Origin of the sequence: Streptomyces prunicolor, assembly GCF_045162825.1 — a bacterium.
Taxonomy (GTDB): domain Bacteria; phylum Actinomycetota; class Actinomycetes; order Streptomycetales; family Streptomycetaceae; genus Streptomyces; species Streptomyces prunicolor.
Window position 1 is genome coordinate 3946385 of the sequence record NZ_CP108676.1, and the last position, 26140, is coordinate 3972524.

General features: G+C 70.4%; 24 protein-coding genes and 2 pseudogenes. 13 read left to right on the plus strand and 13 right to left on the minus strand.

The window, feature by feature from the left end; translation table 11 throughout:
- Positions 1-9 precede the first annotated feature (9 nt).
- The 3 genes from OG588_RS17695 (at position 10) to OG588_RS17705 (ending at position 1941) form a co-directional block, all read left to right on the plus strand.
- Positions 10-912, plus strand: coding sequence for a ribokinase (locus OG588_RS17695; RefSeq protein ID WP_266856955.1), 903 nt, complete (start codon positions 10-12; stop codon positions 910-912).
- Positions 909-1301, plus strand: coding sequence for a D-ribose pyranase (gene rbsD / locus OG588_RS17700; protein WP_266856957.1), 393 nt, complete (start codon positions 909-911; stop codon positions 1299-1301). The genes OG588_RS17695 and rbsD overlap by 4 nt, the downstream gene beginning before the upstream one ends.
- Positions 1302-1545: 244 nt before the next feature.
- Positions 1546-1941 (plus strand): DUF937 domain-containing protein, encoded by a 396-nt coding sequence (locus OG588_RS17705; RefSeq protein WP_405948137.1) that lies wholly within the window; start codon positions 1546-1548, stop codon positions 1939-1941.
- Positions 1942-2070: 129 nt separating this feature from the next.
- Here the strand turns inward: OG588_RS17705 and OG588_RS17710 are convergent, their stop codons facing one another.
- The gene (locus OG588_RS17710; RefSeq protein WP_365989834.1) at positions 2071-2421 is read right to left on the minus strand and encodes a hypothetical protein; all 351 of its coding nucleotides are present in this window, start codon (positions 2419-2421) and stop codon (positions 2071-2073) included.
- A 277-nt stretch (positions 2422-2698) separates the two neighbouring features.
- Positions 2699-3598: a LysR substrate-binding domain-containing protein gene (locus OG588_RS17715; RefSeq protein ID WP_405948138.1), complete on the minus strand. Its 900-nt coding sequence runs from the start codon at positions 3596-3598 to the stop codon at positions 2699-2701.
- A gap of 175 nt (positions 3599-3773) precedes the next feature.
- Here OG588_RS17715 and OG588_RS17720 point away from each other — a divergent pair, with 175 nt between their 5' ends.
- Positions 3774-4787 (plus strand): aldo/keto reductase, encoded by a 1014-nt coding sequence (locus tag OG588_RS17720; protein WP_405948139.1) that lies wholly within the window; start codon positions 3774-3776, stop codon positions 4785-4787.
- 39 nt (positions 4788-4826) lie between these two features.
- Entirely contained in the window at positions 4827-5258 is a 432-nt protein-coding gene (locus tag OG588_RS17725; protein WP_405948140.1) for an SRPBCC family protein, read from the plus strand.
- A 16-nt stretch (positions 5259-5274) separates the two neighbouring features.
- Here OG588_RS17725 and OG588_RS17730 read toward each other — a convergent pair whose 3' ends face one another.
- Genes OG588_RS17730 through OG588_RS17740 form a run of 3 tightly spaced genes read right to left on the minus strand, consistent with a single transcriptional unit; the run spans position 5275 to position 8419 of the window.
- The gene (locus OG588_RS17730; protein ID WP_405953148.1) at positions 5275-6075 is read right to left on the minus strand and encodes a sugar phosphate isomerase/epimerase family protein; all 801 of its coding nucleotides are present in this window, start codon (positions 6073-6075) and stop codon (positions 5275-5277) included.
- 35 nt (positions 6076-6110) lie between these two features.
- Positions 6111-7265 (minus strand): dihydrodipicolinate synthase family protein, encoded by a 1155-nt coding sequence (locus tag OG588_RS17735; protein ID WP_405948141.1) that lies wholly within the window; start codon positions 7263-7265, stop codon positions 6111-6113.
- Positions 7262-8419, minus strand: a complete 1158-nt coding sequence (locus tag OG588_RS17740; RefSeq protein WP_405948142.1) for a Gfo/Idh/MocA family protein — start codon at positions 8417-8419, stop codon at positions 7262-7264. The genes OG588_RS17735 and OG588_RS17740 overlap by 4 nt, the downstream gene beginning before the upstream one ends.
- Positions 8420-8658: 239 nt before the next feature.
- On the opposite strand from OG588_RS17740, the gene OG588_RS17745 reads away from it, so the two are divergent.
- Positions 8659-9705: a LacI family DNA-binding transcriptional regulator gene (locus OG588_RS17745; protein WP_019056537.1), complete on the plus strand. Its 1047-nt coding sequence runs from the start codon at positions 8659-8661 to the stop codon at positions 9703-9705.
- 153 nt (positions 9706-9858) lie between these two features.
- On the opposite strand, the pseudogene OG588_RS17750 reads toward OG588_RS17745, so the two are convergent.
- Positions 9859-10316 (minus strand): annotated as a pseudogene (locus OG588_RS17750) (GNAT family N-acetyltransferase).
- 50 nt (positions 10317-10366) lie between these two features.
- On the opposite strand from OG588_RS17750, the gene OG588_RS17755 reads away from it, so the two are divergent.
- Positions 10367-10789 (plus strand): hypothetical protein, encoded by a 423-nt coding sequence (locus OG588_RS17755; protein WP_405948143.1) that lies wholly within the window; start codon positions 10367-10369, stop codon positions 10787-10789.
- Positions 10786-11178: a DUF4253 domain-containing protein gene (locus OG588_RS17760; protein ID WP_405948144.1), complete on the plus strand. Its 393-nt coding sequence runs from the start codon at positions 10786-10788 to the stop codon at positions 11176-11178. The genes OG588_RS17755 and OG588_RS17760 overlap by 4 nt, the downstream gene beginning before the upstream one ends.
- A gap of 150 nt (positions 11179-11328) precedes the next feature.
- Here OG588_RS17760 and OG588_RS17765 read toward each other — a convergent pair.
- A pseudogene (locus tag OG588_RS17765) lies at positions 11329-11397 on the minus strand (GNAT family N-acetyltransferase); the annotation flags it as partial.
- Positions 11398-11562: 165 nt separating this feature from the next.
- On the opposite strand from OG588_RS17765, the gene OG588_RS17770 reads away from it, so the two are divergent.
- The 3 genes from OG588_RS17770 to OG588_RS17780 all read left to right on the plus strand — a co-directional run bounded on the left by OG588_RS17770 (position 11563) and on the right by OG588_RS17780 (position 14643).
- Entirely contained in the window at positions 11563-12501 is a 939-nt protein-coding gene (locus tag OG588_RS17770; protein WP_405948145.1) for a GNAT family N-acetyltransferase, read from the plus strand.
- Positions 12502-12518: 17 nt separating this feature from the next.
- Positions 12519-13319 carry a sugar phosphate isomerase/epimerase family protein gene (locus tag OG588_RS17775; RefSeq protein ID WP_405948146.1) on the plus strand — a complete coding sequence of 267 codons (801 nt, stop codon included), beginning with the start codon at positions 12519-12521 and terminating at the stop codon, positions 13317-13319.
- 79 nt (positions 13320-13398) lie between these two features.
- Positions 13399-14643, plus strand: a complete 1245-nt coding sequence (locus OG588_RS17780) for an MFS transporter (protein ID WP_405948147.1) — start codon at positions 13399-13401, stop codon at positions 14641-14643.
- On the opposite strand, the gene OG588_RS17785 is transcribed toward OG588_RS17780, so the two are convergent.
- The 3 genes from OG588_RS17785 to aroA all read right to left on the minus strand — a co-directional run bounded on the left by OG588_RS17785 (position 14621) and on the right by aroA (position 17257).
- Positions 14621-15211 carry an RBBP9/YdeN family alpha/beta hydrolase gene (locus OG588_RS17785; RefSeq protein ID WP_405948148.1) on the minus strand — a complete coding sequence of 197 codons (591 nt, stop codon included), beginning with the start codon at positions 15209-15211 and terminating at the stop codon, positions 14621-14623. The genes OG588_RS17780 and OG588_RS17785 overlap by 23 nt on opposite strands.
- A gap of 103 nt (positions 15212-15314) precedes the next feature.
- On the minus strand, positions 15315-15974 hold the full coding sequence (locus OG588_RS17790; RefSeq protein ID WP_405948149.1) for a GNAT family N-acetyltransferase: 660 nt from the start codon (positions 15972-15974) through the stop codon (positions 15315-15317).
- Between the two features lie 29 nt (positions 15975-16003).
- Complete coding sequence (gene aroA, locus OG588_RS17795; RefSeq protein WP_398850559.1) at positions 16004-17257, minus strand: 3-phosphoshikimate 1-carboxyvinyltransferase; 1254 nt, start codon at positions 17255-17257, stop codon at positions 16004-16006.
- 402 nt (positions 17258-17659) lie between these two features.
- Between aroA and OG588_RS17800 the strand changes: the two genes are divergently transcribed.
- Complete coding sequence (locus OG588_RS17800; protein WP_405948150.1) at positions 17660-19489, plus strand: glycoside hydrolase family 3 protein; 1830 nt, start codon at positions 17660-17662, stop codon at positions 19487-19489.
- Between the two features lie 111 nt (positions 19490-19600).
- A complete protein-coding gene (locus OG588_RS17805; protein ID WP_405948151.1) occupies positions 19601-20239 on the plus strand; it encodes a hypothetical protein in 639 nt (212 codons plus the stop codon).
- Between the two features lie 49 nt (positions 20240-20288).
- Here the strand turns inward: OG588_RS17805 and OG588_RS17810 are convergent, their stop codons facing one another.
- The 3 genes from OG588_RS17810 to OG588_RS17820 all read right to left on the minus strand — a co-directional run bounded on the left by OG588_RS17810 (position 20289) and on the right by OG588_RS17820 (position 26038).
- The gene (locus OG588_RS17810; RefSeq protein ID WP_405948152.1) at positions 20289-21722 is read right to left on the minus strand and encodes a S28 family serine protease; all 1434 of its coding nucleotides are present in this window, start codon (positions 21720-21722) and stop codon (positions 20289-20291) included.
- Between the two features lie 96 nt (positions 21723-21818).
- Positions 21819-22211, minus strand: coding sequence for a hypothetical protein (locus OG588_RS17815; RefSeq protein ID WP_405948153.1), 393 nt, complete (start codon positions 22209-22211; stop codon positions 21819-21821).
- Positions 22212-22288: 77 nt separating this feature from the next.
- On the minus strand, positions 22289-26038 hold the full coding sequence (locus tag OG588_RS17820) for an ABC transporter ATP-binding protein (protein ID WP_405948154.1): 3750 nt from the start codon (positions 26036-26038) through the stop codon (positions 22289-22291).
- Positions 26039-26140 lie beyond the last annotated feature (102 nt).

The following is a 26140-nucleotide window of genomic DNA, read 5'->3' on the forward strand; positions in this document are numbered from 1 at the left end:
AGTCAATTGATGTACGACTACGACCTCCTGGTCGTGGGATCGGCCAACGCCGACCTCGTGATCGGCGTCGAGCGGCGGCCGGGCGCCGGAGAGACGGTCCTCGGTTCCGACCTGGCCGTCCACCCCGGCGGCAAGGGTGCCAACCAGGCGGTCGCCGCCGCCCGGTTGGGAGCCCGTACGGTCCTGCTGGCCCGGGTCGGCGACGACGCGAACGGCCGGCTGCTGCTCGACTCGCAGAGGGCCGCCGGTGTCGACACGGTGGGTGTGCTGGTCGGCGGTGCGCCGACCGGGGTCGCGCTGATCACGGTGGACCCGTCGGGCGACAACAGCATCGTGGTGTCGCCCGGCGCCAACGGAAAGCTGTTCCCCGTGGACGTCCAGGCCGCCGGGTGCCTCTTCCAGGCCGCCCGGGTGGTCTCCGTACAGCTGGAGATCCCGCTGGAGACGGTCGTAGAAGTCGTACGGAGTCTCGCGGACGGCAGCCGCTTCGTGCTGAACCCGTCGCCGCCGCGGCCGCTCCCGGCCGAAGTCCTGGCCGCCTGCGACCCGTTGATCGTCAACGAGCACGAGGCGAAGGTGATCCTCGGGGACGCGTGTGTGAGCGAGCGGCCCGAGGACTGGGCGCGGATCCTGCTGGCGAAGGGGCCGCGTTCGGTGGTCGTGACGCTGGGCGCGGAGGGTGCGTTGGTGGCGTCCAAGGACGGGGTCACCCGGGTGCCGTCCGTGAAGGTGGACGCCGTGGACACGACGGGCGCGGGGGACGCGTTCACCGCGGCGCTGGCCTGGAAGTTGGGTGCGGGGTTGTCGTTGGCCGAGGCTGCCGCGTACGCGGCCAGGGTCGGGGCGGTGGCCGTCACCAAGAAGGGCGCCCAGGACTCCTTCCCGACGGCGGACGAGGTCGCGGCACTGTGAAGAAGGCAGGGATTCTCAACCGTCATCTCTCCGGCGCGCTGGCCGAGTTGGGGCACGGGGACGGGGTGCTGGTGTGCGACGCCGGGATGCCGATCCCGAAGGGGCCCCGGGTGGTGGACCTGGCGTTCCGGGCCGGGGTGCCGTCGTTCGAGGAGGTGCTGGACGGGCTGCTGGCCGAGCTGGTGGTGGAGGGCGCGACGGCGGCGAGCGAGGTGCGCGGCGCGAATCGGGCGGCCACGGCGCTGCTCGACGCGCGCTTCCCCGACGGCCTGGACCTCGTCTCCCACGAGCGGCTCAAGGAGCTGTCGGCGGATGCGCGGCTGATCGTACGGACGGGCGAGGCGCGGCCGTACGCGAATGTGCTGCTGCGGTGCGGGGTGTTCTTCTAGAAGTGTGACAGTTCGGGCGAATGTGTAACACTTTCAAATTCGAGGGGGCCCGGTCCGTCGACCAAGCCCCCTCGGGTTTTCCCCTCCAACATCAGGACCCCTCACGATCCCCCCAGATCCCCCTCCAAGAGTCCTGATGCCATGTACGACCCACGGACTACGGGGAGGGTTGTACGGCATCTTGAGAATTCTTCAAGACAGCTTCCGGGTGCCGACGAAACGGAGCGGACGTAGCGTTTCGGACATGAGCGAACCCTCGGCTACGACTTTCCAGAGCGCCGTCCTCGACGAACTGGGCGGCGACAAGGTGCAGGAGATCGCGGGGCTGCTGGGCACGGACGAGGCAGGCGCGAGGGAGGTCGTCGGCACGACGGCCTCGGCGCTGTCCGGCGAGGCGGCGGCCGTGGAGTCCCCGGCCGCCGAGGCACCCCAGGAGGCTCCGCTCCAGGGCGTGGCCATGCTGGGCGGGTTCGCGACCGGGGGGCTCATGGCCGGAGTGCTGGCGAAGGCGGCCAAGCCTGTGGCGAACGCGGTGGCCAAGAAGACGGGACTGCCGCCGGCGACCGTCACGCGGGTCGTCGAGATGCTGATCCCGGCAGTACTCGCGGTGCTCACGAAGCGGGCGGCGAAGAAGAAGTAGGGCGAAGAAGTAACCCGTGCGGTGCGGGTGTCGGCCGGTCGGTGCGGCATACTCCTGACCTCCTGCCCCACCCCGGATCGAACGGGGTGGGGCAGGGCTCAGGGGTGTGTCAGTGCGGGGTGGTCGGCGTCAGCGGACGGTGACCGAGACACCCTTGGACACGGCGGCGCCGTCCTTGACGCGCAGGACCTGGACGCCCTTCTTCTGGAACTTGTCGGTCAGCTTGTAGGCGCTGTGGTTGACCTTGGCGGTCACCGGCAGGGACTTCCAGGTCTTGCCGGTCTTGACCTGGAGCGTGACCTTGCTGCCCTCCTTCAGACCGGCGGTCTTGCCGGTGAAGGTGACCACGTCGCCGAGCTTCACGGCAGCGTGGTTGGCCTTGAGGGTGATGCTGGGCGCCGGGGCGGCGACGGCGGCAGTGGTACCGACGGCGACGAGCGCGGCGGAGACCACGGACACGGCGGCTATACGCACGTTCACAGATAACTCCTTGTTTTGTTTCTCGAATTACTTCTCTTATGCGTCTCTCAGGCTTCTCTCATGCAAGAGAAAGCCCGGAAGGCCGCGCTTCCGGGCTTTCTCCCGGCCCCGCGGCGAGCACGATCCTACAGACATGACCTGGGGAGATACGGTTCCGAAAAGCTCCGAAAAACCTAAATCGACAGGCTGTTCACAGGAATTGCGCACACTACGCGGACCCTGATCTGCGTTTATAAAAATGAGCTGTGTGAAGGTGACTCTCACATTCCGGCTGCGCTCAGGCGGCGCCCCGGCCCGCGAGGACCGTCTCGCGGAACGAGGCGACCACGGGCCGTAGATCGATCCGGTGCCAGGCCGCCCACAGTTGGACAGACGCTCCGTGCCAGGGCAGTTCGCGTACCGCGACACCGTCGGTCGTGCCGCGCATCATGCTCTTCTGGATGAGCGCGAGGCCGAGACCGGAGGCGACCAGCCCCAGCGCGGTGAGCGGATCGGCCGCGTCCAGACGGATGTCCGGGGTGAAGCCGGAGGCCACGCACGACGCGACGAACGTGTCACGCCAGGCCGGGTCGTGGGAGTCGCCCACCGCGATCCACGGCTGCCCGTCGAGGGCCTCGGGGGTCAACTCCGCCCGCCCAGCGAGGGGATGCTCCGCGGGCAGCGCGAGCAGCAGCGGATCCCGCAGCAAAGGGGCGGTGTCCAGGTCCGGGTCGTCCTCGGGCGGCGGCGTGCGCACGAGCGCGATGTCGAGGCTGCGCTGGCGCAGTCCCTCGAACTGCTCGGCCGACTCCTGGTCGTACAGCGCGACGTGAATGCCCGGGCGTCGATCGCGCAGGGTGCGCAGGGCGGTGGGCAGGATGCCCGTGTGCATGGCGTCGGCCACGTAGCCGATGCACAGACCGCCCTCCTCGCCGCGGCCGAGCCGCCGGCCGAGGTTCTCCAGCCGGTCAGCGTGGCGCAGCAGGGCACGCGCCTCGGTCAGGAAGACCCGGCCGTCGGAGGTCAGCCGGATGCGCTGCTGGCTGCGTTCGAAAAGGGTCAGGCCCAGGTTCTTCTCGAGCTGGGCGATCTGCCGGCTGAGCGGCGACTGGGAGATGTGCAGCCGCTCGGCGGCACGGCCGACGTGTTCGGTCTCGGCGACGGCGACGAAGTAGCGGAGTTGGCGCAGGTCAAGCATGTAGGACCTCGGAGGACTCAAGTATGTCCAAGCAAGTCTTGGACAGTCTCACCCAAGGATCCTAACCTCGAACACGCAAGGCCGACGGATCGCGCATTCAGTGATGAATACGCCGTAATCACCACCCCTCGGTACTCATCTCCATCTCCATCTCCATCGCAAGGATCCCCCCCCCATGACCATCAAGCCCCTCCTGCCCGGCACCCTCGGTTTCGGCACCGCGCCGCTCGGCAACATGTTCCGCGCCATCCCCGACGAGGAGGCCGCGGCCACCGTCGAAGCCGCCTGGGACCAGGGCATCCGCTACTTCGACACCGCACCCTTCTACGGCGCGGGCCTCTCCGAGATCCGGCTCGGTGACGTACTGGCGCAGCACCCCCGCGACGAGTTCGTCCTCAGCACGAAGGTCGGCCGCGTCATCCTCGACGAGATCGAGGACCCGGCCGCACGCGACCTCGGCGAGAAGGGCGGCCTCTTCGAACACGGCCGCCCGAACAAGATGGTCAACGACTACACCGCCGACGCCACCCTCCGCTCCATCGAGGACAGCCTCAAGCGCCTGCGGACGGACCGCCTCGACATCGTGTGGGTGCACGACGTGGCCCAGGACTTCTACGGGGACGAGTGGCTGGCCGCCTACGAGACCGCCCGCACCGGCGCGTTCCGTGTCCTGCAGAAGCTGCGCGAGGAGGGCGTCATCAAGGCCTGGGGCCTTGGCGTCAACCGTGTGGAACCCCTGGAGCTCACCCTCGACCTGGACGAGCCGAAGCCCGACGCCTTCCTCCTCGCCGGCCGCTACACCCTCCTCGACCACGACCGCGCCCTGCAACGCCTGCTGCCCGCCGCCGCCGCGCAGGACGTCGACATCGTGGTCGGCGGCCCCTACAGCTCGGGCATCCTCGCCGGCGGAACGCACTTCGAGTACCAGCAGGCGCCCGCGCACATCATCGACAAGGTGGCGCGGATCAAGGCGCTCACCCAGCGGCACGGGGTCGGTATCAAGTCCGCCGCGCTGCAGTTCTCCCTCGCCCATCCGGCGACGGCAGCCGTGATCCCCGGCGCCACCAGGCCGAGCCGCATCGCCGAGGACCTGGCCGCTCTCGGCGAGCCGATCCCGGCCGCGTTCTGGGCGGATCTGCGCGCGGAGCGACTGATAGCGCAGGACGCTCCCGTACCCGCCACCGTCTGACCCTTCACCCCTCCCCCCACGCCCCCTCAGGAGGATCCCGTGGCCACGACCACCGCATCCCTCGACATACCCGCCTCCCCCGACCACGTCTGGCAGCTCATCGGCGGCTTCGACTCGCTGCCCGACTGGCTCCCCTACATCCCCGCCAGCGAACTCAGCGACGGCGGACGCGTCCGCAGCCTCAGGAACGAGGACGGCGGCGTGATCGTCGAGCGCCTCGAAGCCTTCGACAACAAGGCCCGCACCTACAGCTACTCGATCCTCCAGGCCCCCTTCCCCGTCACCGGCTACCTCTCCACCCTCACGGTCCACGAGACACCCGGGCAGGACACGGCCCGCGTCGAGTGGTCCGGCGCCTTCACGCCGGACGGCATCAGCGACGACGAGGCCATCGCCCTGTTCCAGGGCATCTACGCGGACGGCCTCGCCGCACTGAAGCAGACGCTCACCGTTCCCGACCGGCGCGCGTGACCCCGCGAGGACGGGCTCAGCGGATCACGTGTTCCACGAACCTCGCGGCCGTCTCCGCCAGCACCTCCCGCCCGTCCCGCGCCCACAGCGCGTCGTTGAACAGCTCCACCTCGATGGGGCCGGTGTACCCGGCGGCCTCGACGTACGCCTTCCACTCCCGCATGTCGACCGCGCCGTCCCCGATCTGCCCGCGGCCGTTGAGCACGCCCTCGGGCAACGGGGTGGTCCAGTCGGCGAGTTGGAAGGTGTGGATACGACCGCCCGCGCCCGCCCGGGCGATCTGCGCCGGGGCCTGGTCGTCCCACCAGATGTGGTAGGTGTCCACCGTGACGCCGACCTGCTGGGCGGGGAACCGCTCCGCGAGGTCGAGGGCCTGGGTGAGCGTGGAGACCACGCAGCGGTCGGAGGCGAACATCGGGTGCAACGGCTCGATGGCCAGCCGTACGCCCCGCTCCTCGGCGTAGGGCCCCAACTCCCCCAGCGCGTCGGCGATCCGCTCCCGCGCGCCGTGCAGATCCTTCGAGCCGGCGGGCAGACCGCCGGACACCAGGACGAGGGTGTCGGTACCCAGAGTGGCGGCCTCGTCCACGGCACGGCGGTTGTCGTCCAGAGCGCGAGCGCGCTCGGCCGGGTCGATCGCCGTGAAGAAGCCGCCCCTGCACAACGTTGTCACCGTGAGGCCCGCGCCGCGGACCAGCTTCGCGGTCTCCTCCAGGCCGTACGACTGGACCGGCTCGCGCCAGAGGCCGACGCCGGGGACGCCCAACTCCAGGCAGGCGTCGACCAGTTCGGGCATCGACAGCTGCTTGACCGTCATCTGGTTGATGGAGAAGCGGGACAGGTCGGCGGCGCTCACTGGGTCACTCCGTACAGGGCGAGCAGGTTCTTCATCCGTTCCTCCGCGAGCTTCGGGTCGGGGAACAGGCCCAGGCCGTCGGCGAGTTCGTAGGCGCGGGCGAAGTGCGGGAGGGAGCGGGCCGATTGGAGGCCGCCGACCATCGTGAAGTGCGACTGGTGGCCCGCGAGCCAGGCCAGGAACACCACGCCGGTCTTGTAGAAGCGGGTCGGCGTCTGGAAGAGGTGACGGGACAACTCGACCGTCGGGTCGAGGAGTTCACGGAAACCGGCCGTGTTCCCGGTGTCCAGGACGCGGACCGCCTCCGCAGCCAGCGGGCCGAGCGGGTCGAAGATGCCGAGCAGGGCGTGACTGAAGCCCTGGTCGTCGCCCGCGATCAGCTCGGGGTAGTTGAAGTCGTCGCCGGTGTAGCAGCGGACGCCCTGCGGCAGTCGGCGCCGGATGTCGATCTCCCGCTGAGCCTCCAGGAGCGACACTTTGATGCCGTCGACCTTGTCGGGGTGCGCGGCGATGACTTCGAGGAACGTGTCGGTGGCCGCGTCCAGGTCGGACGAGCCCCAGTAGCCCTCCAGCGCCGGGTCGAACATCGGGCCCAGCCAGTGCAGGACGACGGGCTCGGTGGCCTGGCGGAGCAGGTGACCGTAGACCTCCAGGTAGTCCTCAGGACCCTTGGCTACGGCCGCGAGCGCGCGGGACGCCATCAGGATGGCCTGCGCACCCGATGCCTCGACGAGCGCCAACTGCTCCTCGTACGCGGCCTGTACGTCGGCCAGGGACGCCGGGCCGGTGAGCTGGTCGGTGCCGACACCGCAGGCGATGCGGCCGCCAACGGCCTTGGCCTCGGCGGCACTTCGGCGGATCAGCTCGGCCGCGCCCGCCCAGTCCAGGCCCATGCCGCGCTGGGCGGTGTCCATCGCCTCGGCGACACCGAGCCCGTGGGACCAGAGGTGACGGCGGAAGGCGAGGGTGGCGTCCCAGTCGACGGCGGCGGCCGAGTCGGGGCTCGTGTCGGCGAACGGGTCGGCGACGACGTGCGCCGCCGAGAACACCGTACGAGAGGTGAAAGGGGTGCCGGAGGTGACGGCGAGGGGTTCCTGGCGGGGCTCGTACGCCCTCAAGACCCCGCTGCTGTCCGGGAGTTGGATGGTCACAGGGTGATCTCCGGAACGTCGAAACGGCGGCCCTCGGCGGACGACTTCAGGCCCAGCTCGGCGAGTTGGACGCCACGGGCGCCGGCCAGCAGGTCCCAGTGGTAGGGGGCGTCGGCGTAGACGTGGCGGAGGAACAGCTCCCACTGGGCCTTGAAGCCGTTGTCGAACTCGGTGTTGTCGGGGACTTCCTGCCACTGGTCGCGGAAGACCTCGGTGGCGGGGAGGTCCGGGTTCCAGACCGGCTTGGGGGTGGAACTCCGGTGCTGGGCACGGCAGTTGCGCAGCCCGGCGACAGCCGATCCTTCCGTCCCGTCGACCTGGAACTCGACGAGTTCGTCGCGGTTGACGCGGACGGCCCAGGAGGAGTTGATCTGGGCGATGGCGCCGCTGTCGAGCTCGAAGATGCCGTAGGCGGAGTCGTCGGCGGTGGCGTCGTAGGGCTTGCCGTTCTCGTCCCAGCGCTGCGGGATGTGGGTGGTGGCGATGGCCTGGACGGACTTGACGCGGCCGAACAGCTCGTGGAGGACGTACTCCCAGTGCGGGAACATGTCGACGACGATGCCGCCGCCGTCCTCCGAGCGGTAGTTCCACGACGGGCGCTGGGCACTCTGCCAGTCGCCCTCGAAGACCCAGTAGCCGAACTCGCCCCGGATGGACAGGATCCGGCCGAAGAAGCCGCCGTCGATGAGCCGCTTGAGCTTCAGCAGACCCGGCAGGAACAGCTTGTCCTGGACGACGCCGTGCTTGATGCCGGCGGCGTCGGCGAGGCGGGCCAGTTCCAGGGCGCCGTCGAGGCCGGTGGCGGTCGGCTTCTCGGTGTAGATGTGCTTGCCCGCGGCGATCGCCTTCGTGAGCGCCTCCTCGCGGGCCGAGGTGACCTGGGCGTCGAAGTAGATCTCGACGGTCGGGTCGGCGAGGACCGCGTCGACGTCCGTGGAGACGTTCGCCGGGTCGAGCCCGTGCTGCTCGGCAAGCGCCTTCAGCGCGTGCTCGCGGCGGCCTACGAGGATCGGTTCCGGCCACAGCACGGTTCCGTCGCCAAGGTCTAGACCACCCTGCTCGCGCAGTGCGAGGATCGAGCGGACGAGGTGCTGTCGGTAGCCCATGCGCCCGGTCACGCCGTTCATGGCGATACGCACCGTCTTGCGTGTCACGTGTTTCCCTTCGTCCACGCACGTTTCCACGTACGCCTCAAGAATCCAGCAAGCGCTTTCTATATATGCAGAAGCTAGCCTTTGCCCACTGGTCTGTACAAGACCGTGATGGGGTCGAGTTGTTCGAGGGGGCGAACGACCGGGGCAGGTGGCCTTATGGTCTGCTCGGACGGGGGCTTCCTTTGAGCAGCCTATGTACAACGGCGTACGACAAGATGCGCGACCGGAGGACGAACAACATGACGGTGACCCTGGCGGACGTGGCGGCCCGCGCCCAGGTCTCCCCCGCGACGGTGTCGCGCGTACTGAACGGCAACTATCCGGTCGCGGCCACCACGCGCGAGCGGGTGCTGCGGGCGGTCGACGAGCTGGACTACGTGCTCAACGGTCCCGCGAGCGCGCTGGCGGCGGCCACCTCCGACCTGGTCGGCATCCTGGTGAACGACATCGCCGACCCCTTCTTCGGGATCATGGCGAGCGCGATCCAGGGCGAGATCGGGGGGCCGGGGGGTCGCGCGGGCGGGGAACGGCTGGCGGTGGTGTGCAACACGGGCGGCTCCCCGGAGCGCGAGCTGACGTATCTGACCCTGCTCCAGCGCCAGCGGGCGGCGGCCGTGGTGCTGACAGGCGGCGCGATGGAGAACGCGCCGCACGCGGCGGCGGTCGCGGCGAAGCTGCGGAAACTGGGCGAGGCGGGGACGCGGGTGGTGCTGTGCGGGCGCCCGCCGGCGCCGGACACGGGGGCGTTCGCGCTGACCTTCGACAACCGCGGGGGTGGGCGTGAGCTGACGGAACATCTGATCGGCCTCGGCCATCGCCGGCTGGGCTACATCGCGGGCCCGGAGGAACGGACGACGACCCGACACCGGCTGGAGGGCCACCGGGAGGCGCTGGCCGCGCACGGGATCGTGGAGGATCCGCGGTGGACTGTTCATGGCCGTTACGACCGTCGGTCGGGGTACGAGGCCACGCTGGAGCTGCTGCGGCGGGATCCGTCGCTGACGGCCGTGGTCGCGGCGAACGACTCCGTCGCGGTGGGAGCGTCTGCGGCTCTGCGGGAGTCGGGGCTGCGGATTCCGGACGATGTCTCGGTCGCCGGGTTCGACGATCTGCCGTTCAGCGTGGACGCGGTGCCTTCGCTTACGACGGTGCGGTTGCCGTTGTCCGAGGCGGGGGCTCGGGCGGGGCGGATCGCCATGGGGCGGGAGGAGCCGCCGCCCGGTGGGATCGCCACGGTTCGGGGGGAGTTGATGGTTCGGGGGTCTTCGGGGGTGCCTCGGAAGTAAGGGGCCCGGGAGTTGGGGGGTGTGGCGGGTTTTTTCCGGTGTCTGCCGCAGGGGACCTTGTCTGCGGAAGTGTGACAGTTTGGCGCAAAGTGTCACACTTCTGTGGGTCACCTTGCCGGTGGGGGCTTCTCCGCGCATCGCTCGGCCGCGGCCTCAGAGACCTCGGATGCAGGCATGCAGATGCATGCCGTGTCGGCCGTCGTCGTGTACGGCGGCGCTGCGCTTGGTGCCTTCCAGAAGGTAGCCGGAGTTGGTGGCGACCCTGCACGAGGCGTGGTTGCGGGTCGAGTCACCCAGTAGGCCACGCCCGCTGTGCCGTCGTCGAAGTCCAGACCGCGCAGTGCGAGCCGGCCGAGCACCTCGGCGCCGTCGTCGCGGGTGATCGCCCAGTGACCGCCCTTCTCCTGTTTCCAGTCCTGGCGGTATGCCTCGAACCACTCCCGGACCTGGTCCTCGGTGGAAGGCCGACGCGTGTGCCAGCGGCGGATCTCGTCGTCCTGGTAAGCGGACAGGAACACCGGCGCGTCGGCTTCCTCCCGGGAGCGCAGCAGCAAGCCCCCGATGACGGGGAGCACGGGTTGAGGTGAGCCGCCGAGCGAGCCGGGGGCAATGACGGGCGGCGTGACGTCCCGTTGTCAGTCCCTCCCCATATCGTCCCGGCATGGTCTTCCCCTTGCCCGATGAACTGTCCCCGCTCTCCGGCCGCTTCGAGGCGCGGGGGGAGGTGGAGGTGTGGTTCTCCGACGAACTGCCGGAGGATCTGGTCGAGTTGTGGCCCAGGCTGCTGGAGTCGGCCGAGGTCACGGGGCTGTATCCGTTCATCTGCTGGCGGGGTGATCCTTACCAGGCCGAGGACTTGAGCGAGGTCGACGCGGTCCGGCTCGATGACGTGCTCGCTGCGGACTTCGCCGAGTATCGGCGCCGGCGGCTGCCGTACTGGTCGAATCCGCCCTCGGCCGACGTATTGCCGGACGACGACGATCCGGAGGACTTCGGATCCTGGCCGCACGATCCGGGGCCGCCGTTCGAGAGCTGGCCCGGGCTCGCGGTGGGTGGGGTGGGGTGGGCACGGGTGCCGGGGTGAGTGCGGCGGAGGCCGGCCGGTGGGCCGTAGCGGAGCTGCTCGGGGACGAACCCTTTGTGCACACCTGCCAGTTGGCGCTTGTGCCCGCGCACCGTAGCGCCGATGTGCCGGCGATCGTCGGGTGGGCTGCCGAGGCGCCGGTTCCCTTGTTGTGTGCGTTGTTGCGGAGTTGGGAGGAGCGGTTCGGGGCGCGGGTCGTGTCGGGGTTCGGGGGTGCGCTGACCGTGTCGGTCGCCCGGCCGCCGCTTGATGTCCCGCACCCGGAGCAACTCGCCCTGGAACATGTGCTGTCGACCGCCGACAACATCGTGGACGATCCGCCGACACCGTTCCCCGAGTACGCGAACGGGCTTGTCGGCCGGCATCAGTGGCGGTTCTGGTGGGACTAGGGCGTGCCCCGAACATCGGGTCGTCGGTTCGGAGGATCGCGCGGCGGGCCGACCACCAAGTCCGCCTGGCCGCTTAGCCGCCTGGCCATCTGGCCGCCTTGCCCCCTGCGATCACTCAACCAGGCCGCCCCGCCGAAGACCGCTCACCCACTCGCGGAGTACCAGCCGCTCGGTCCTGATCGGGGCGGGTGGCCATGCGACGGGGCCGAGTCCGGTCATTGCGGGGAACCTGTCGCACGCCCCGGAGCATGCTCCGAAACCATGGAGGCATGGCTCCAACCGTGGACGCGCGGCCCTTCCCCGTACTACCGTCAGAACCGCAATACCTCTGACTGAGTCAACTACCCTGCGCGAGCACCGGGGACCGAGCACCGGGGATCGATCATGACCGTCCAGGACATCCGCGCCTTCAACCGTTTCTATACGAACGTCATCGGCGCCCTCGACTACAGCCGCCACCTCTACGCCCCCTTCACCCTCACCGAGTCCCGCGTCCTGTACGAACTCGCGCACTCCCCCCGTACGGACGCCGCCGATCTCCGTACCGAACTCTCCCTCGACGCCGGGTACTTGAGCCGGATCCTGAACCGGTTCGAGCAGGACGGGCTGGTCGAGCGGGCGCCCTCGGAGCGGGATCCGCGGCGGCGGCAGGTCACGCTCACCGAGCGGGGGCGGGAGACCGCCGAGCTGTTGGCCCAGCGGGCGGACGAATCCGTCGGGGCGCTGCTCGCGACCGTGGCGGACGCCGACCGGCCGCGGCTCGCCGACGCGCTGCACACCGTACGGACCATCCTGTCGGCGTCGGACAAGCGGCGGCCGCGGCCCGAGGACGTCGTGCTGCGGGAGCCGGGGGCCGGTGACCTGGGCTGGATCGTGCAGCGGAACGCCGCGTTGTACGCCGCCGAGTACGACTTCAACGCCGACTACGAAGGGCTCGTGGCGCGGATCGTCGCCGATTTCGCCGAGGATCACGATCCGCATCTGGAGCGGGTGTGGATCGCCGAGCTCGACGGGCGGGCGGTGGGGTGTGTGATGTGTGTGCGGGACGACGCCCCGGGGACCGCCCGGCTGCGGTTGCTGCTCGTCGAGCCCGACGCGCGCGGGCTGCGGATCGGGGATCAACTCGTCGCGGCGGTCGTCGAGTTCGCGCGCGGGGTCGGTTATCGCGACCTCGTGCTCTGGACGAACGACATTCTCGGCGCCGCCCGCCGTATCTACCAACGGCACGGGTTCGTGCTCGTCGCCGAGAAACCGCACCGTTCCTTCGGCCAGGATCTCGTCGGTCAGGACTGGCGGCTCGACCTGCACGGGACCGGTGAGTGACGAGTAGGGTCCCGAGTATGAAGCTCGCCTTCTCCACCCTCGGTGTCCCCGGCCTCCCCGTGGCCGACGTACTGGAGCTCGCCGTCACGCACGGCTACCACGGCGTCGAGCTGCGCGCGCACCCGGAGGAGCCCGTGCACCCCGGTATCGACGCCTCCCAACGGGCCGACGTGGTCGCCGAGTTCAAGGCGGCCGGGGTCGAAGTCCTGGGCCTCGCCGGGTATCCGCGGGTGGCCGCACCGGGCGACGACGACGTCGTACTCGCGGAGATCCGTGAACTGCTGGAGCTGGCACGGGACTTGGGCGCACCCTTCGTGCGGGTGTTTCCCGGCGGCGGCACCGAGCAGTCCGTCGAGGAGGCCGACGCGACCGCCGCTCGGCGGCTGGGCACGGCCGCCGAGTGGGGTGCCGACCTCGGCGTACGGGTGCTGCTGGAGACCCACGACTCGCACCGGACCGGTGCGGACGCGCTCCGTGTGCTCGGGCCGGTCGGGCATCGGCAGGTCGGGGCGCTGTGGGACGTCATGCACACCTGGCTGGGCGGTGAGCAGCCGTCGGAGACGGTCGCCGCGCTGGGCCCGTATCTCGGATACGTGCAGGTCAAGGACATCGCGTCGGCCGACGACACCACTCCGCTGGCGCTCGGGGCCGGTGTGCTTCCGCTCGCCGAGTGCGTCGAGGTGCTGTCCCGGCACGAGTGGGACGGCTGGCTGTGCTGGGAGTACGAGAAGCGGTGGTACGAGGGCGCCGCGCCACTCCCCGAGCTGCTGGCCGCCGGTCACGATCACCTGGCACGTCTGCTCAACGACTCCGCGTAAACAACTGGCGGCCCCTACGGGTCGCGGCTTAGGGTCCCCCGGTGCCTCCTCACCCCGCCCCGCGCCCTGTCATGCCCTCATGAGCCTCACCCGGACGTTGATCGACGTCCGGCCCCTGCGGACGTCCCCGGTGTTCCGGCGGCTGCTGATCGGGCGGACGGTGTCCGTGCTGGGCTCGTTCATGACCTCGGTGACCGTCATGTACCAGGTCTGGGACATGACCCACAGCACGGTCTGGACCGGCGCGGTCGGGCTGGCGAGCGCGGTGCCGACCGTGGTCGTCGGGCTGTTCGCCGGTTCGTGGGTGGACCGCGGCGACCGGCGGCGCATCTTCCTCTTCAACACCGTTGGGCAGGCCGCCAGTTCGCTCCTGCTCGCCGTGCAGGGTTTCACCGGTCACGTCCCGGTGCTCGGCGTGCTCGCGCTGATCGCCGCGCAGTCGGGCTTCAGCGCGGTGGGCGGCCCGGCGTCGGGCGTGTTCGTCCCCCGGCTGCTGCCGAAGGACCAGGTGGCGGCGGGGCTCGCCCTCAACACCATGTCCTTCACGACGATGATGCTCGTCGGCCCCGCGCTCGGCGGCCTGCTGATCGGCTGGGTCGGCATCGGCGCCGGCTACCTGGTCGACGCGCTCACCTTCCTCGTCGCTTTCTACGGCGCCTTCGGCCTGCCCGCGCTGCCGCCCGAGGGTGAGCCGTCGCGCGGCGGACTGCACGGCGTCCTGGACGGCCTGCGCTTCCTGGCCGGCCATCGGGTGGTGCGCGGCGCGCTGCTCACCGACCTGGCCGCGACGGTCCTCGCGATGCCGGTCAGTCTGTTCCCGCTGATCAACTCCGAGCGTTTCGGCGGCGATCCACGCACCCTGGGCCTGTTCCTGTCGGCGGTCTCGGTCGGCGGCATCACCGCGTCCGTCTTCTCCGGCACCGTCACCCGGCTCGGCCGCCCGGGCCCGGTGATGCTGCTCGGCGCGAGCATCTGGGGCGTCGCGCTGGCCGCCTTCGGCCTGATGACGAACCCGTGGGCGGGGCTCGGCTGCCTCGCCCTGGCCGGTGCGGCCGACGCCTGCTCGGTGGTCTCCCGCAGCACGATCATCCAGACCCACACCCCGGACGCCCTGCTGGGCCGCGTCTCCGCCGCCGAACAGATCGTCGGCCAGGCGGGCCCCAACCTGGGCAACCTCCGCGGCGGCCTGGTCGCCGGCTGGACCTCGGGCGCGACGTCTCTGTTCACCGGGGGGCTGCTGTGCGTACTGGCGGTGGCGGGGGTGGGCGCGAGCACGCCCGAGCTGCGGGCCGGAGCGGGCGTCACCCCACCGGTCGAGCCGTGAGCCGCGCCGTCCCGTCCAGGCACCAGTCCAGTACGGCGGGCCAGGAGCCGTAACCGGCGACCAGGTCCAAGTGGCCCCCGCCCGGGACGAGTTCGGTGGGGATGCCGAACGGATCGCCGTAGGCGGTGCGGGCGCCTTCCGGGCAGTACGGGTCGTCGTCACCGGCGACGAGACGGACGTTCCCGGGGAGGGTGAAGTCCGCGGCGGGCGGGACGAATCCGGCGACCTCCGGATATCCGGCGACGACGGACGCGGACGGCGGTCCGACCAGCAGCACCCGATCGACCGCACCGCCCTCGACCAGCCCGCGGGCGACGGCGTGCAGCCAGAGCAGGGCGGAGGCGCTGTGCGCGAGCACGACCCGCTCGGAGTCGGCACCGCCCGGCAACTCGCCGAGATGGCGGCCGAGTTCACCCAGCCATACGTCCAGGTCGGGCTCGTCGGGGTCGGGCAGCTGAGGGTAGGTGACGTGATGCCCGAGTGCGCGGAGCCGGTCGGTCAGCCAGTGCTGCCAATGCTCCTTCGGGCGGTGGTTCTGCCAGCCGTGGAGGATGAGGTAGGCGGTCATGAGAGCGATGGTTTCCGATCACCGGCCGAACGGTCCAGTCGGCCCACTCGGTCCATTCGGCCTGCTCGGCCCACCCGGTCCACCCGGTCCACCCGGTCCGCGATCAACTCAGGCTGTCCGCCCGCGGGTTGCCCCGCGCCAGCCGCGCCCGCGCCCGCACCCGCGCCTCCAACCCCGCCCGGCACTCCGGCCACTCCGCCGCCGTGATCGAGTAGATCGCGGAGTCCCGCAACCGCCCCTCCTCGCCCGGCGCCCAGGAGCGGGACCAGTTGCGCAGGACGCCCTCGAAGCGGGCGCCGACGCTCTGGATCGCCGCGCGGGAGCGGTCGTTGCGGGCGTCCGTCTTCAGGTCGACCCGGGACACGCCCCACACCTCGAACGCGTGCCGGAACAGCAGGAGTTTGGCCTCGGCGTTGACGCCCGTGCCCTGCGCCGAACCCGCCAGCCAGGTGAACCCGACCTCGACGGCGTCGAGTTGGTCGTCCGTCAGCCAGGAGCGGGGTTCCCAGTAGGCCGTGACACCGACCGCCCTCCCGGTGGCCGTCGACACCTGGGCGTACGGCGCGAGTTGGCCCGTCGCCGCCCTGCCCAACTGGGCGTCGATGTAGGCCTGCACCTGATCCGCCCTCGGCACCCAGGTGAACGCGTACGAACCCCGGTTCTCCTCCGCCGCCACCGCCAGTTCGGCCGCGTGCCGGTGATCGAGAGGCTCCAGGCGCACCAACTCGCCTGCCAGGACAGGAGCCTTCAGTTCGAAACCCACCCGTTGACTCCTTGTCCCGGCGTCTCGGCCTATTCCGGCAACTGCGCTCGCAGCGCCGCGAACGCCTCGTGGAAACCCGGGAAAGTCTTCCGTACGCACCCCGGGTCGTCGAACGAAATACCCGGCACCCGGAGCCCGGTCACCGCGAAGGACATGACGATGCGGTGGTCGCCGTAGGACTTGATCTCCGTGCCCGTGACGGGAGTTGCCCCCGGCACGTCACTCGGCCTGATCTCGATCCAGTCGTCCCCCGTCGCCACCTCCACGCCCAACCGCCGGAGGCCCTCCGCACAGGCCTCCAGCCGGTCGCACTCCTTCACCCGCGTGTTGCCCACGTCCTCGATCCGGACCGGGCCCGAGGCGAACGGGGCGATCGCCGCCAGCGTCGGCATGGTGTCCGAGATGTCCCGCATGTTGACCGTGAGGCCGCGCAACTCGCCCGTGCCCCGCACCCGTGTGCCGTGCGCGTCGGTCTCCACCTCCGCACCCATGCGGCGCAGTACGTCGACGAATCCGAGGTCGCCCTGGAGCGCGCCGGTGCCGAGCCCGGGGACCGTCACCTCGCCGCCGGTCACTGCCGCCGCCGCGAAGACGTAGCTGGCGGTGGACGCATCCGGTTCGATGCCGTAGGTGGTGGCCCGGTAGCCCCCCGACGGGACCACGTAAACGGAGCCCTCCGTGCGGACCTCCACCCCGAACTCCCGCATCATCGCGATCGTGATCTCGACGTACGGCGCGGAGACGAGGTCGGTGACCCTGATCCGCAGGCCCTTCCTGGTCAGGGGGCCGAGGAGGAGCAGGGCCGTCAGGTACTGAGAGGACTGGCCCGCGTCCAGGACCACCTCTCCACCCTCCACCCCCGACGCCTCGATGCGCAGCGGGTGGTGACCCTCCGCCTCCTCGTGGCGCAGGTCCACGCCCAGGTCGCGCAGGGCCTGGGTGAGCGGAAGGAGGGGGCGGCGGCGCATCTGCGGGGACGCGTCGAAGCGGAAGCTGCCGTGGCCGGCCGCCGCCAACGTCGGCAGGAAACGGGCCGTCGTCGCGCCGTCCCGGCAGTACACGTCCGCCTCCGCGACCGCGGGACCTTCCGGGCGGCCGTCGATCTGCCAGGCGTCCGGACTCCGGCCCACGCGATAGCCGAGCCGGGTCAGGCCCTCGGCGAACCCCTCGGTGTCGTCCGAGCGGAGGGGGCGCCGGAGGGTGGTGACACCGTCGGCCGCCGCCGCCAGGAACAGCGCGCGGGCGGTGATGGACTTGGAACCGGGGATGTCGACTACGGGCATGCCCTCATGATCGGACGGCGCTCGCCCGCCCCGCCGGGACGTCCACGGGATGGACGACCACCGTTCGCCCGCGCGTCCCTGTGCGTGACCGCATCCGTCCCGTTGTGCACGGGTTCACCAACTTCCGGGAATCGGCCACCAGGAGGGAACCCGCATCCCCTCCCCTCCGTCCAACCGGCATGCTGCCGGATGAGTCTCCGCGGTACGGCGTCGGCCTCGCTGCTGGCTGCGAAAGCTGACAAACCCTCTCCTCCGTACCGCGGCCGGCGGCACGCCGTCATCGGCGCGCCCCCCTCCAACTGCGCCGATGGCGGCCCCTCAGCTGGGTACTGTGCGTTCCCTTGACTGGCAGAAACTTCCCGGATATTCGTGAAGTCGTGGAAGTTTCCTTCAGCGGATCCGATGATCCGAAGTGGAACACCTCCGGAAGGAGCGCACGTGCCCTCCAGACGTACCGTTCTCGCCGCGACCATGGGCGTCACCGCGTCCCTCGCGGTCGGCGGCACCGCCCACGCCTACGACGCCGACGACAAGACACTCCGCTCGCTGATCTCCCGTATGACGCTGCCGGAGAAGGTCGGCCAGCTGTTCGTGATGCGGGTCTACGGCCACTCCGCCACCGCCCCCGACCAGGCCGACATCGATGCCAACCTGAGCGAGATCGGCGTGCGCACGGCCGCCGAGCTGATCGCCAAGTACCGGGTCGGCGGCATCATCTACTTCACCTGGGCCCACAACACCCGCGACCCGCACCAGATCGCCGCCCTCTCCAACGGCATCCAGAAGGCGTCCCTCAGTCAACCCCGAGGGCTACCCGTACTGGTCGCCACCGACCAGGAGCACGGCATCGTGTGCCGTATCGGCGCGCCCGCCACCCTCTTCCCGGGCGCGATGGCGATCGGCGCGGGCGGTTCCCGTGCCGACGCCCGCATCCTCGGCCGGATCTCCGGCGCCGAGCTGCGCGCGATGGGCGTCAACCAGGACTACTCCCCCGACGCCGACGTGAACGTCAACCCGGCCAACCCGGTCATCGGCGTACGGTCCTTCGGCGCCGACCCGGACGCGGTGGCCAGCCTGGTCGCCGCCGAGGTGAAGGGGTATCAGAGCAGCCGGGTGGCCGCGACCGCCAAGCACTTCCCGGGGCACGGAGACACCGCGGTGGACAGCCACTTCGGGTTCCCGGTCATCACGCACAGCCGCGAGGTGTGGGGGAAGCTGGACGCCGTGCCCTTCCGGGCGGCCATCGGCGCGGGCATCGACTCGATCATGACCGCGCACATCATGGTCCCGGCCCTCGACGACTCCGGCGACCCGGCCACCCTCTCCCACCCCATCCTCACCGGCATCCTGCGCGGCGAACTCGGCTACGACGGGGTCGTGATCACCGACTCACTGCAGATGGAGGGCGTACGCCAGAAGTACGGGGACGACAGGGTGCCGGTGCTCGCGCTGAAGGCAGGGGTGGATCAGCTGCTCAACCCGCCGTCCCTGGACGTCGCCTGGAACGCCGTCCTCAACGCCGTGCGGGGCGGGGAGTTGACGGAGGCGCGGCTCGACGAGTCGATCCTGCGGGTGCTGCGGCTGAAGGCCCGGCTGGGGTTGTTCGAGGACGCCCACGCCAGCCGGGCGGGCGTGGACCGCACGGTCGGGACCGCTGCTCATCTCGCCGCCGCCGACCGTATCGCCGAGCGGACGACCACCCTGCTGGTCAACTCGGCGGGACTGCTGCCGCTGTCCCGCCGTACGCACGGGAAGGTGCTGGTGGTCGGCGCCGATCCGGCCTCCCCCTCCGGTACTACGGGGCCACCCACCGGGGTGCTCGCGGCAGCCCTCGGGGAGCTGGGGTTCACGGCGACCGCCCTGTCCACCGGTACGGCTCCTTCCGCCGCGACCGTCGCGAAGGCCGTGGCGGCGGCGCGCGAGGCGGATGCGGTGGTGGTGGCGACCTACAACGTCACGGCGGCCGATGCGCAGAGGACGCTCGTCGAGCAACTGGTCGCCACCGGGAAGCCGGTCGTGGCCGTCGCCGTCCGCAACCCCTACGATGTTGCCCAACTGCCCGCAGTCTCCGCCTACTTGGCGTCCTACTCCTGGACCGACGTCGAACTCCGGGCGGCGGCACGGGTGATCGCGGGCCGCGTCCGGCCCCGCGGGAAACTCCCGGTGGCGGTACAGCGCGCGGACGATCCGACGCAGGTGCTGTATCCGGTCGGGCACGGACTGTCGTACTAGGGGTACGTTCCGCACCCGCCCCACCCCCGCCAACTGGCCCAAAGCCCCCCGCACGTCTGGCGTGCGCCCGCCACCGCGGGTCACGCTGGGCGGGGGCAGTCGGGGGGATCGATGCGTGAGCGATGGAGCGTGGGGGTGGTGTGCGCGCTGCTCGGCGCCCTGGTGACCGGCTGCTCGTCGGCGAACGGTTCCGACGCGCGGGAAGGCCGGCTCGGCGGGAAGGCGCCCGCGCCCTCGACCTCCTCGGGGACCACCCAACCCTCCGGCTACGGCACGGTGTTCCTCGGCGTCGACGAGTGCAGTTCCTTCGGTACGACGAGTTTCACCGAGGTGCCGTGCACCAGCGAGCGGGCCGCCGCCCGCGTCATCGCCCGCTACGACGGCGATGCGAGCGACGGTCCCGCGTGCCCGGCGATCACGGACTTCGTGCTGCACATCAGCGCCCAGGGATCCTCGGGCGGGGTCGGCGACGGGGTCATACCTAAGGGCTACGCCTGTCTGCGCAACCTGGAGCCGCCGCACCCCGGCGACCCGGGTGGCGGGGGCGGGCCCCGCACGATCGTCGGCGACTGCGTCTACAGCTCGGGCAGCGGCCAGGTGCGGGAGACGGCGTGCGACGGCTCGGGTCAGCGGAAGCCGCAGTACAAGGTCGTCAAGGCCGTGCTCCGGCGCGCGAGTTGCCCCGCCTCGACCGCCCTGTACGTCCAGCTCGGCGGCGAGCAACCGGTGGGCTGCGCCCGGCCGGTGTAGTCAGGTGACTGCCAACGGCCGGGCACAGCACGGAGGTTGAGAACGGGCTTTACGGGCGCAGCGTCGGCTCGCGCTGCACGTCCTGCCGGTCCAGCTTCGCGTCGTACGGCGCGAGGGGCTTGGCCTGTGCCGTGGTGGTGGCCGGGACACCGGCCCACGCGAGGATGCGGGCGGTGGCGAGTGCCTTCTGGTCGGCGGTCAGGGCCGCGACGTTCGCGCCGTGGTTGAGGCCGGGCGCGGTGAAGACGTACGAGTCCTTCGCGCCCTTGCCGACGGCGAAGCGCTCCGCGCCCCACGGGTCGTTCTGGCCGTAGACGAAGAGCATGTGGCTGGCGTGGTGGCGGACCCAGCTGTCCACGTCCCGCATGGCGCCCGGCTGGAACTTCATCGGGATGGAGCGGGGGACGAAGTTGCGGGGCGGCTGGTAGCCGTAGTGGATGTACTTCTTCTCGATGTACGGGAACTGGATGGTGGGGGCGCCGAGTTGGGTGCCCGCCTGGTAGTAGTACGGGGTGTACGGGTCCAGGCCCTGGTCGGTGTAGAAGGAGAAGCCGGAGATCGTGTCGACCGAGGTCCAGATCTCGTCGTCGGTGGCGGCCTGTGCGTTCGCGGGGATCGTGTCGCAGTCGGAGACCAGGCTGTACTGCCAGAAACCCCAGACGTAGTCGAGGACGACGGCTTCGTAGGCCTTGTCGAGGCTGCCGACGGTGGTGAAGGTGAAGCCGTTCTCGGCCGCGTACGCCGCGTACTTCTTCTCCAGCGCGTCCCTGCGCACCAGCGCCTCGCGCTGTACGGCGTCCAGGCGGTCTCGGCACTCCTTGGTGCCGACCTTGGTGAAGAAGCGGTCGTAGGCCGAATCCTCGTTGTTCACCACGTCGTTGGGGGCGACGTAGGCGACGACGCCGTCCATGTCGTGCGGGTAGAACCGCTCGAAGTAGGTGGCCGTCATGCCGCCCTTGGAGCCGCCGGTGGCGATCCAGTTCTTGGTGTAGATCGACTTGAGGGCCTTGAAGACGCGGTGCTGGTCGCTGGCCGCCTGCCAGATGTCGAGCTTGGACCAGTCGGCCGGGGCGGGCCGGGACGGCGTGAAGTAGCGGTATTCCAGGGAGACTTGGTTGGCGTCCGCGATCCGGGTCGGTTCGCTGCGGCTGGGGGTCGTGGAGACGTTGTAGCCGCTGGTGTAGAAGACCGTCGGGCGGGAGACGTCCTTGTGCAGCACGGTGATCCGCTGCTGGAACGTGCCCTTGGACGGGTGCCGGTGGTCGATCGGCTGGGTGTAGTTCAGGACGAAGTAGCGGTAGCCGGTGTACGGCTTCTCCTGGATCAGGCTCATGCCGGGTATCGCCAGCAACTGGTCCTTGATGTCCGCCGTTTGACTGGCCTGGCCAGTCTGGCCGACCTGGGCGGCGGTGGCCACCCCGGCCGTGCTCAGCGTGCCTATGAGCACGGTGAGCGCCAGCAGCCATCTGAGCGCCTTGCGCATGCAGTCTCCCCTGTGAGGCAGTTGTGAACGGGAAGCTATCGGAGCAACTCCCGTCACACCAGAGGAGATTGTGCGGCTACGGTGCCGACCTGCGGTTCAGCAGAGGATCCAGCCCGAACTGACCGAGCCGCCGCCGACCGCGCCCTTCACCCGTACGCACCGGTGCCCGGCGTGCACGGTGACCGGTCCGGCCCGGCGCGTGTACCGGCCCCTGTCGACGACCGGGCGGTTGCCGCGGGCCTGGACGCTGACCGACATGGTGCGCTTGGCACCGGACCTCTTGGGGGCGGTGTACGCGCAGATGTACTCGCCCCGGCGGAAGACATGGACGGTGCCGGTGGAGAAGGGCAGCGTCACCACCTCCCGCCCCGGGCAGACCACGGCCGCCTGGGCGGTGCCGGGGGCCGCGAGCGCGAGCAGTCCGGACACGGTGAGCACGGCCGTGCCGAGCGCCACCCGCCGTCGTAGCGCACCCATGTCCACAGTCATCCCTCCCGCACAGCACAGCAGCCGAACAGCGTACTGATGTACGGACGCAAGACGTATGTCGCATGGTTGCGCACCCCTCAGCGGGGCGCGGCGACCGGCTCCTCGGTCTCGGGCGCGCCGACGAACGTGCGCCACAGCTCGGCGTAGTACCCGTCGAGCGCGAGCAGCTCGTCATGTGTGCCGTCCTCGACGACCGCCCCGTGATCCATCACCACGACCCGGTCCGCGCGGGCCGCCGTCGTCAGGCGGTGGGCTACGACGAGGGTGGTGCGGCGGCCTGCCAGGCGGTCGGTGGCCTGGTTGACCTGGGCTTCTGTGGCCAGGTCCAGGGCCGCTGTGGCCTCGTCCAGGAGGAGGATGTCAGGGTCGACCAGTTCGGCGCGGGCCAGGGCGATCAGCTGGCGTTGGCCCGCCGAGAGGTTGCGCCCGCGCTCGGCGACCTCGTGGAGGTAGCCGCCGTCGAGCGTGGCGATCATCTCGTGGGCGCCGACCGCGCGGGCCGCCGCCTCCACCTCGGCGTCGGTGGCGTCGGGGCGGCCGTAGGCGATGGCGTCGCGGACGGTCCCCTGGAAGAGGTACGCCTCCTGGGGGACGACGCCCAGGTGGTGGCGGTACGACGTGATGTCGAGGGCGCGGAGGTCCGTGCCGTCGACGGTCACCCGGCCGCCCGTCGGGTCGTAGAAGCGGGCGACCAGCTTCACGAGCGTCGACTTGCCCGCGCCGGTCTCGCCGACGAAGGCGACCGTCTGGCCGGCCGGGATGCTCAACTCCACTCCCCCGATGGCCTCTGCAGTATCTGCCTCTTCGGCGGAGCCGTACGCGAAGTGCACGTCCTCGAAGGCGATGTCGCCGCGGAGGGACAGGACTTCGAGGGGTTCGTCGGCCGCTCGCGTGGACGTCGGTTCCTGGAGCAGCTCCTGGATGCGGCCCAGGGAGACGGTGGCCTGCTGGTAGCCGTCGAAGACCTGGGAGAGCTGCTGGACCGGGGCGAAGAACAGGTCGATGTAGAGGAGGTAGGCGACCAACGCGCCTGTCGTCAGGGTCGCGTTGTCCACCCTGCCCGCGCCCGCGATCAGCACGGACGCCGCCGCCACCGACGACAGCAGCTGCACGAAGGGGAAGTAGATCGAGATCAGCCACTGGCCCCGCGTGCGCGCCTCGCGGTAGCTGCTGCTGCGCTCGGCGAACCGTCGGCCGCCGTCGCGCTCGCGTCGGAACGCCTGCACGATCCGCAGCCCCGACACCGACTCCTGGAGGTCGGCGTTGACCGACGACACGCGCTCGCGGGCGAGTTCGTACGCCTTCACGCTCGCCCGGCGGAAGAAGAAGGTGGCGATGACCAGTGGGGGGAGCGTCGCGAAGACGACGAGGGCGAGCTGTACGTCGATCACCAGCAGGGCGACCATGATGCCGAAGAAGGTGACGACCGAGACGAAGGCCGTGACGAGCCCCGTCTGCAAAAACGTGGACAGCGCGTCGACGTCCGTCGTCATCCTCGTCATGATCCGGCCCGTCAACTCCCGCTCGTAGTAGTCGAGTCCGAGGCGTTGAAGCTGGGCGAAGATCTTGAGGCGGAGGGTGTAGAGGACCCGTTCGCCGGTACGGCCCGTCATGCGGGTCTCGCCGCGCTGGACCGCCCACTGCACAACTACCGCGAGCAGAGCCAGGATTGACGCCGACCAGATCGCGCCGATCGCCATCTTGTCGACGCCCTGGTCGATGCCGTGCCGGATCATGATCGGCAGCAGCAGGCTCATGCTCGCGTCCACGGCGACCAGGCCGAGGCTGATCAGCAGCGGTGCGCCGAAACCGCGCAGCAGTCGGCGCAGGCCGTAGGAGTCCTCGGCGCGTACCGCGCGTGCCTCGTCGATGTCGGGGACGTCGTTCGCCGGGGGCAACGCGTCGACCTGGGCGAGGAGTTCGGGGGTCGCGGGCATCCCGGACAGGGCGGTGTCCTTGGGTTCGCGGTCGCCGGTCCACAGGTGGGGGGTGAGCCCGCGCTCGGCGTCGAACTCCGCGTCCAACTCCTCGCGTACGGAGGTGTCTTCGGCCGGTTCCGCGGCGGGCAGGGCGTGGCCCGGTGAGACGCCGCCGAGTTCGTCGGGGTCGGTGAGGAGGCGGCGGTAGAGCGGTGAGCGCGCCTGGAGTTCGTCGTGGGTGCCGATGTCGGCGAGGCGGCCGGCGTCGAGGACGGCGATGCGGTCGGCGAGGTTGAGGGTGGAGCGGCGGTGCGCGATGAGGAGGGTGGTGCGGCCCTGCATGACGTGTTTGAGGGCCTCGTGGATCTCGTGCTCGACGCGTGAGTCCACCGCCGAGGTCGCGTCGTCGAGGACCAGCAGGCGCGGGTCGGTGAGGATCGCGCGGGCGAGGGCGACGCGCTGACGCTGGCCGCCGGAGAGGGTGAGGCCGTGCTCGCCGACCGTGGTGTCGTAGCCGTCGGGGAGTTCCGCGATGAACCGGTCGGCCTGCGCGGCCCGGGAGGCGGTGAGGATCTCCTCGTCGGTCGCGTCGGGGCGGCCGTAGGCGATGTTGTTGCGGACCGTGTCCGAGAAGAGGAAGGAGTCCTCGGGGACCAGGCCGATCGCGGCGCGCAGGGAGTCGAGGGTGAGTTCGCGGACGTCGTGGCCGCCGATGAGGACGGCGCCGTGGGTGACGTCGTAGAAGCGGGGCAGCAACAGCGAGACCGTGGATTTTCCGGAGCCCGAGGAGCCTACGACCGCCAGAGTCTCGCCGGGGCGGATCTCGAAGGTGAGGCCGTTGAGGACCGGGCGGTCGTGGTCGTAGCCGAAGGAGACGTCGTCGAACTCCACCGTGGCCGGGGCGTCGGCGGGGAGTTCCTTGGTGCCGTCCGTCATGGAGGGCTCGGTGTCGATGAGTTCGAGGACGCGTTCGGTGCCGGCGCGGGCCTGCTGGCCGACCGTGAGGACCATGGCCAACATGCGGACCGGGCCGACGAGTTGGGCGAGGTAGGTGGAGAACGCGACGAACGTGCCGAGCGTGATGTGGCCGCGTACCGCGAGCCAGCCGCCCAGCGCCAGCATCGCGACCTGGCCGAGGGCGGGGACGGCCTGGAGGGCGGGGGTGTAGCGGGCGTTCTGGCGGATCGTGCGGAGGCGTCCCGCGTAGAGGCGGCGGCCGACCTCGCGGAGCTTTCCGGTCTCCTGGTCCTCCTGGCCGAAGCCCTTCACGACGCGTACGCCGCTGACTGCGCCGTCGACGACACCGGCCACGGCGGCGGCCTGGGCCTGCGCGTACCAGGTGGACGGGTGCAGTTTGCTGCGGCTGCGCTTGGCGATGATGCCGAGGGCGGGGGCGACCGCCAGGGCTATCAGGGTCAGGGGGAGGGACAGCCAGGCCATGATCGCGAGGGAGATCACGAAGAGCAGGACGTTCCCGATCGTCATCGGGAGCATGAAGAGCAGGCCCTGGATCAGCTGAAGGTCGCTGGTGGCGCGGCCGACGACCTGGCCGGTGGACAGCTCGTCCTGGCGGCGGCCGTCGAGGCGGGTGATCGTCCCGTACATCTCGGTGCGGAGGTCGTGCTGGACGTCCAGGGCGAGGCGGCCGCCGTAGTAGCGGCGGATGTACGTCGAGACGTAGACGAGGATCGCGGCGATGATCAGGGCGGCTGCCCAGGGGGCCATCGTGCGGGTGTGGCCGGTGATCACGTCGTCGATGATCACCTTGGTGACCAGGGGGACGAGGGCGGTGACCGCCATGCCGGCGAGGGAGGCGCCCAGGGCGAGGATGACGTCCTTGGGGTAGCGCCAGGCGTATCCGGCGAGCCGTCGGGCCCAGCCCTGAGTGTCCCCCTGTTGTGCTGCCACGCGGGTGCCTTCCGTTCGCCGATCTACGGAAGGCACCAACGCGAGAAGGAGCGGATTTCATCCCTCCGCAACAAAAGAGGCTGCGAGGGTCGGCTTTCGGGT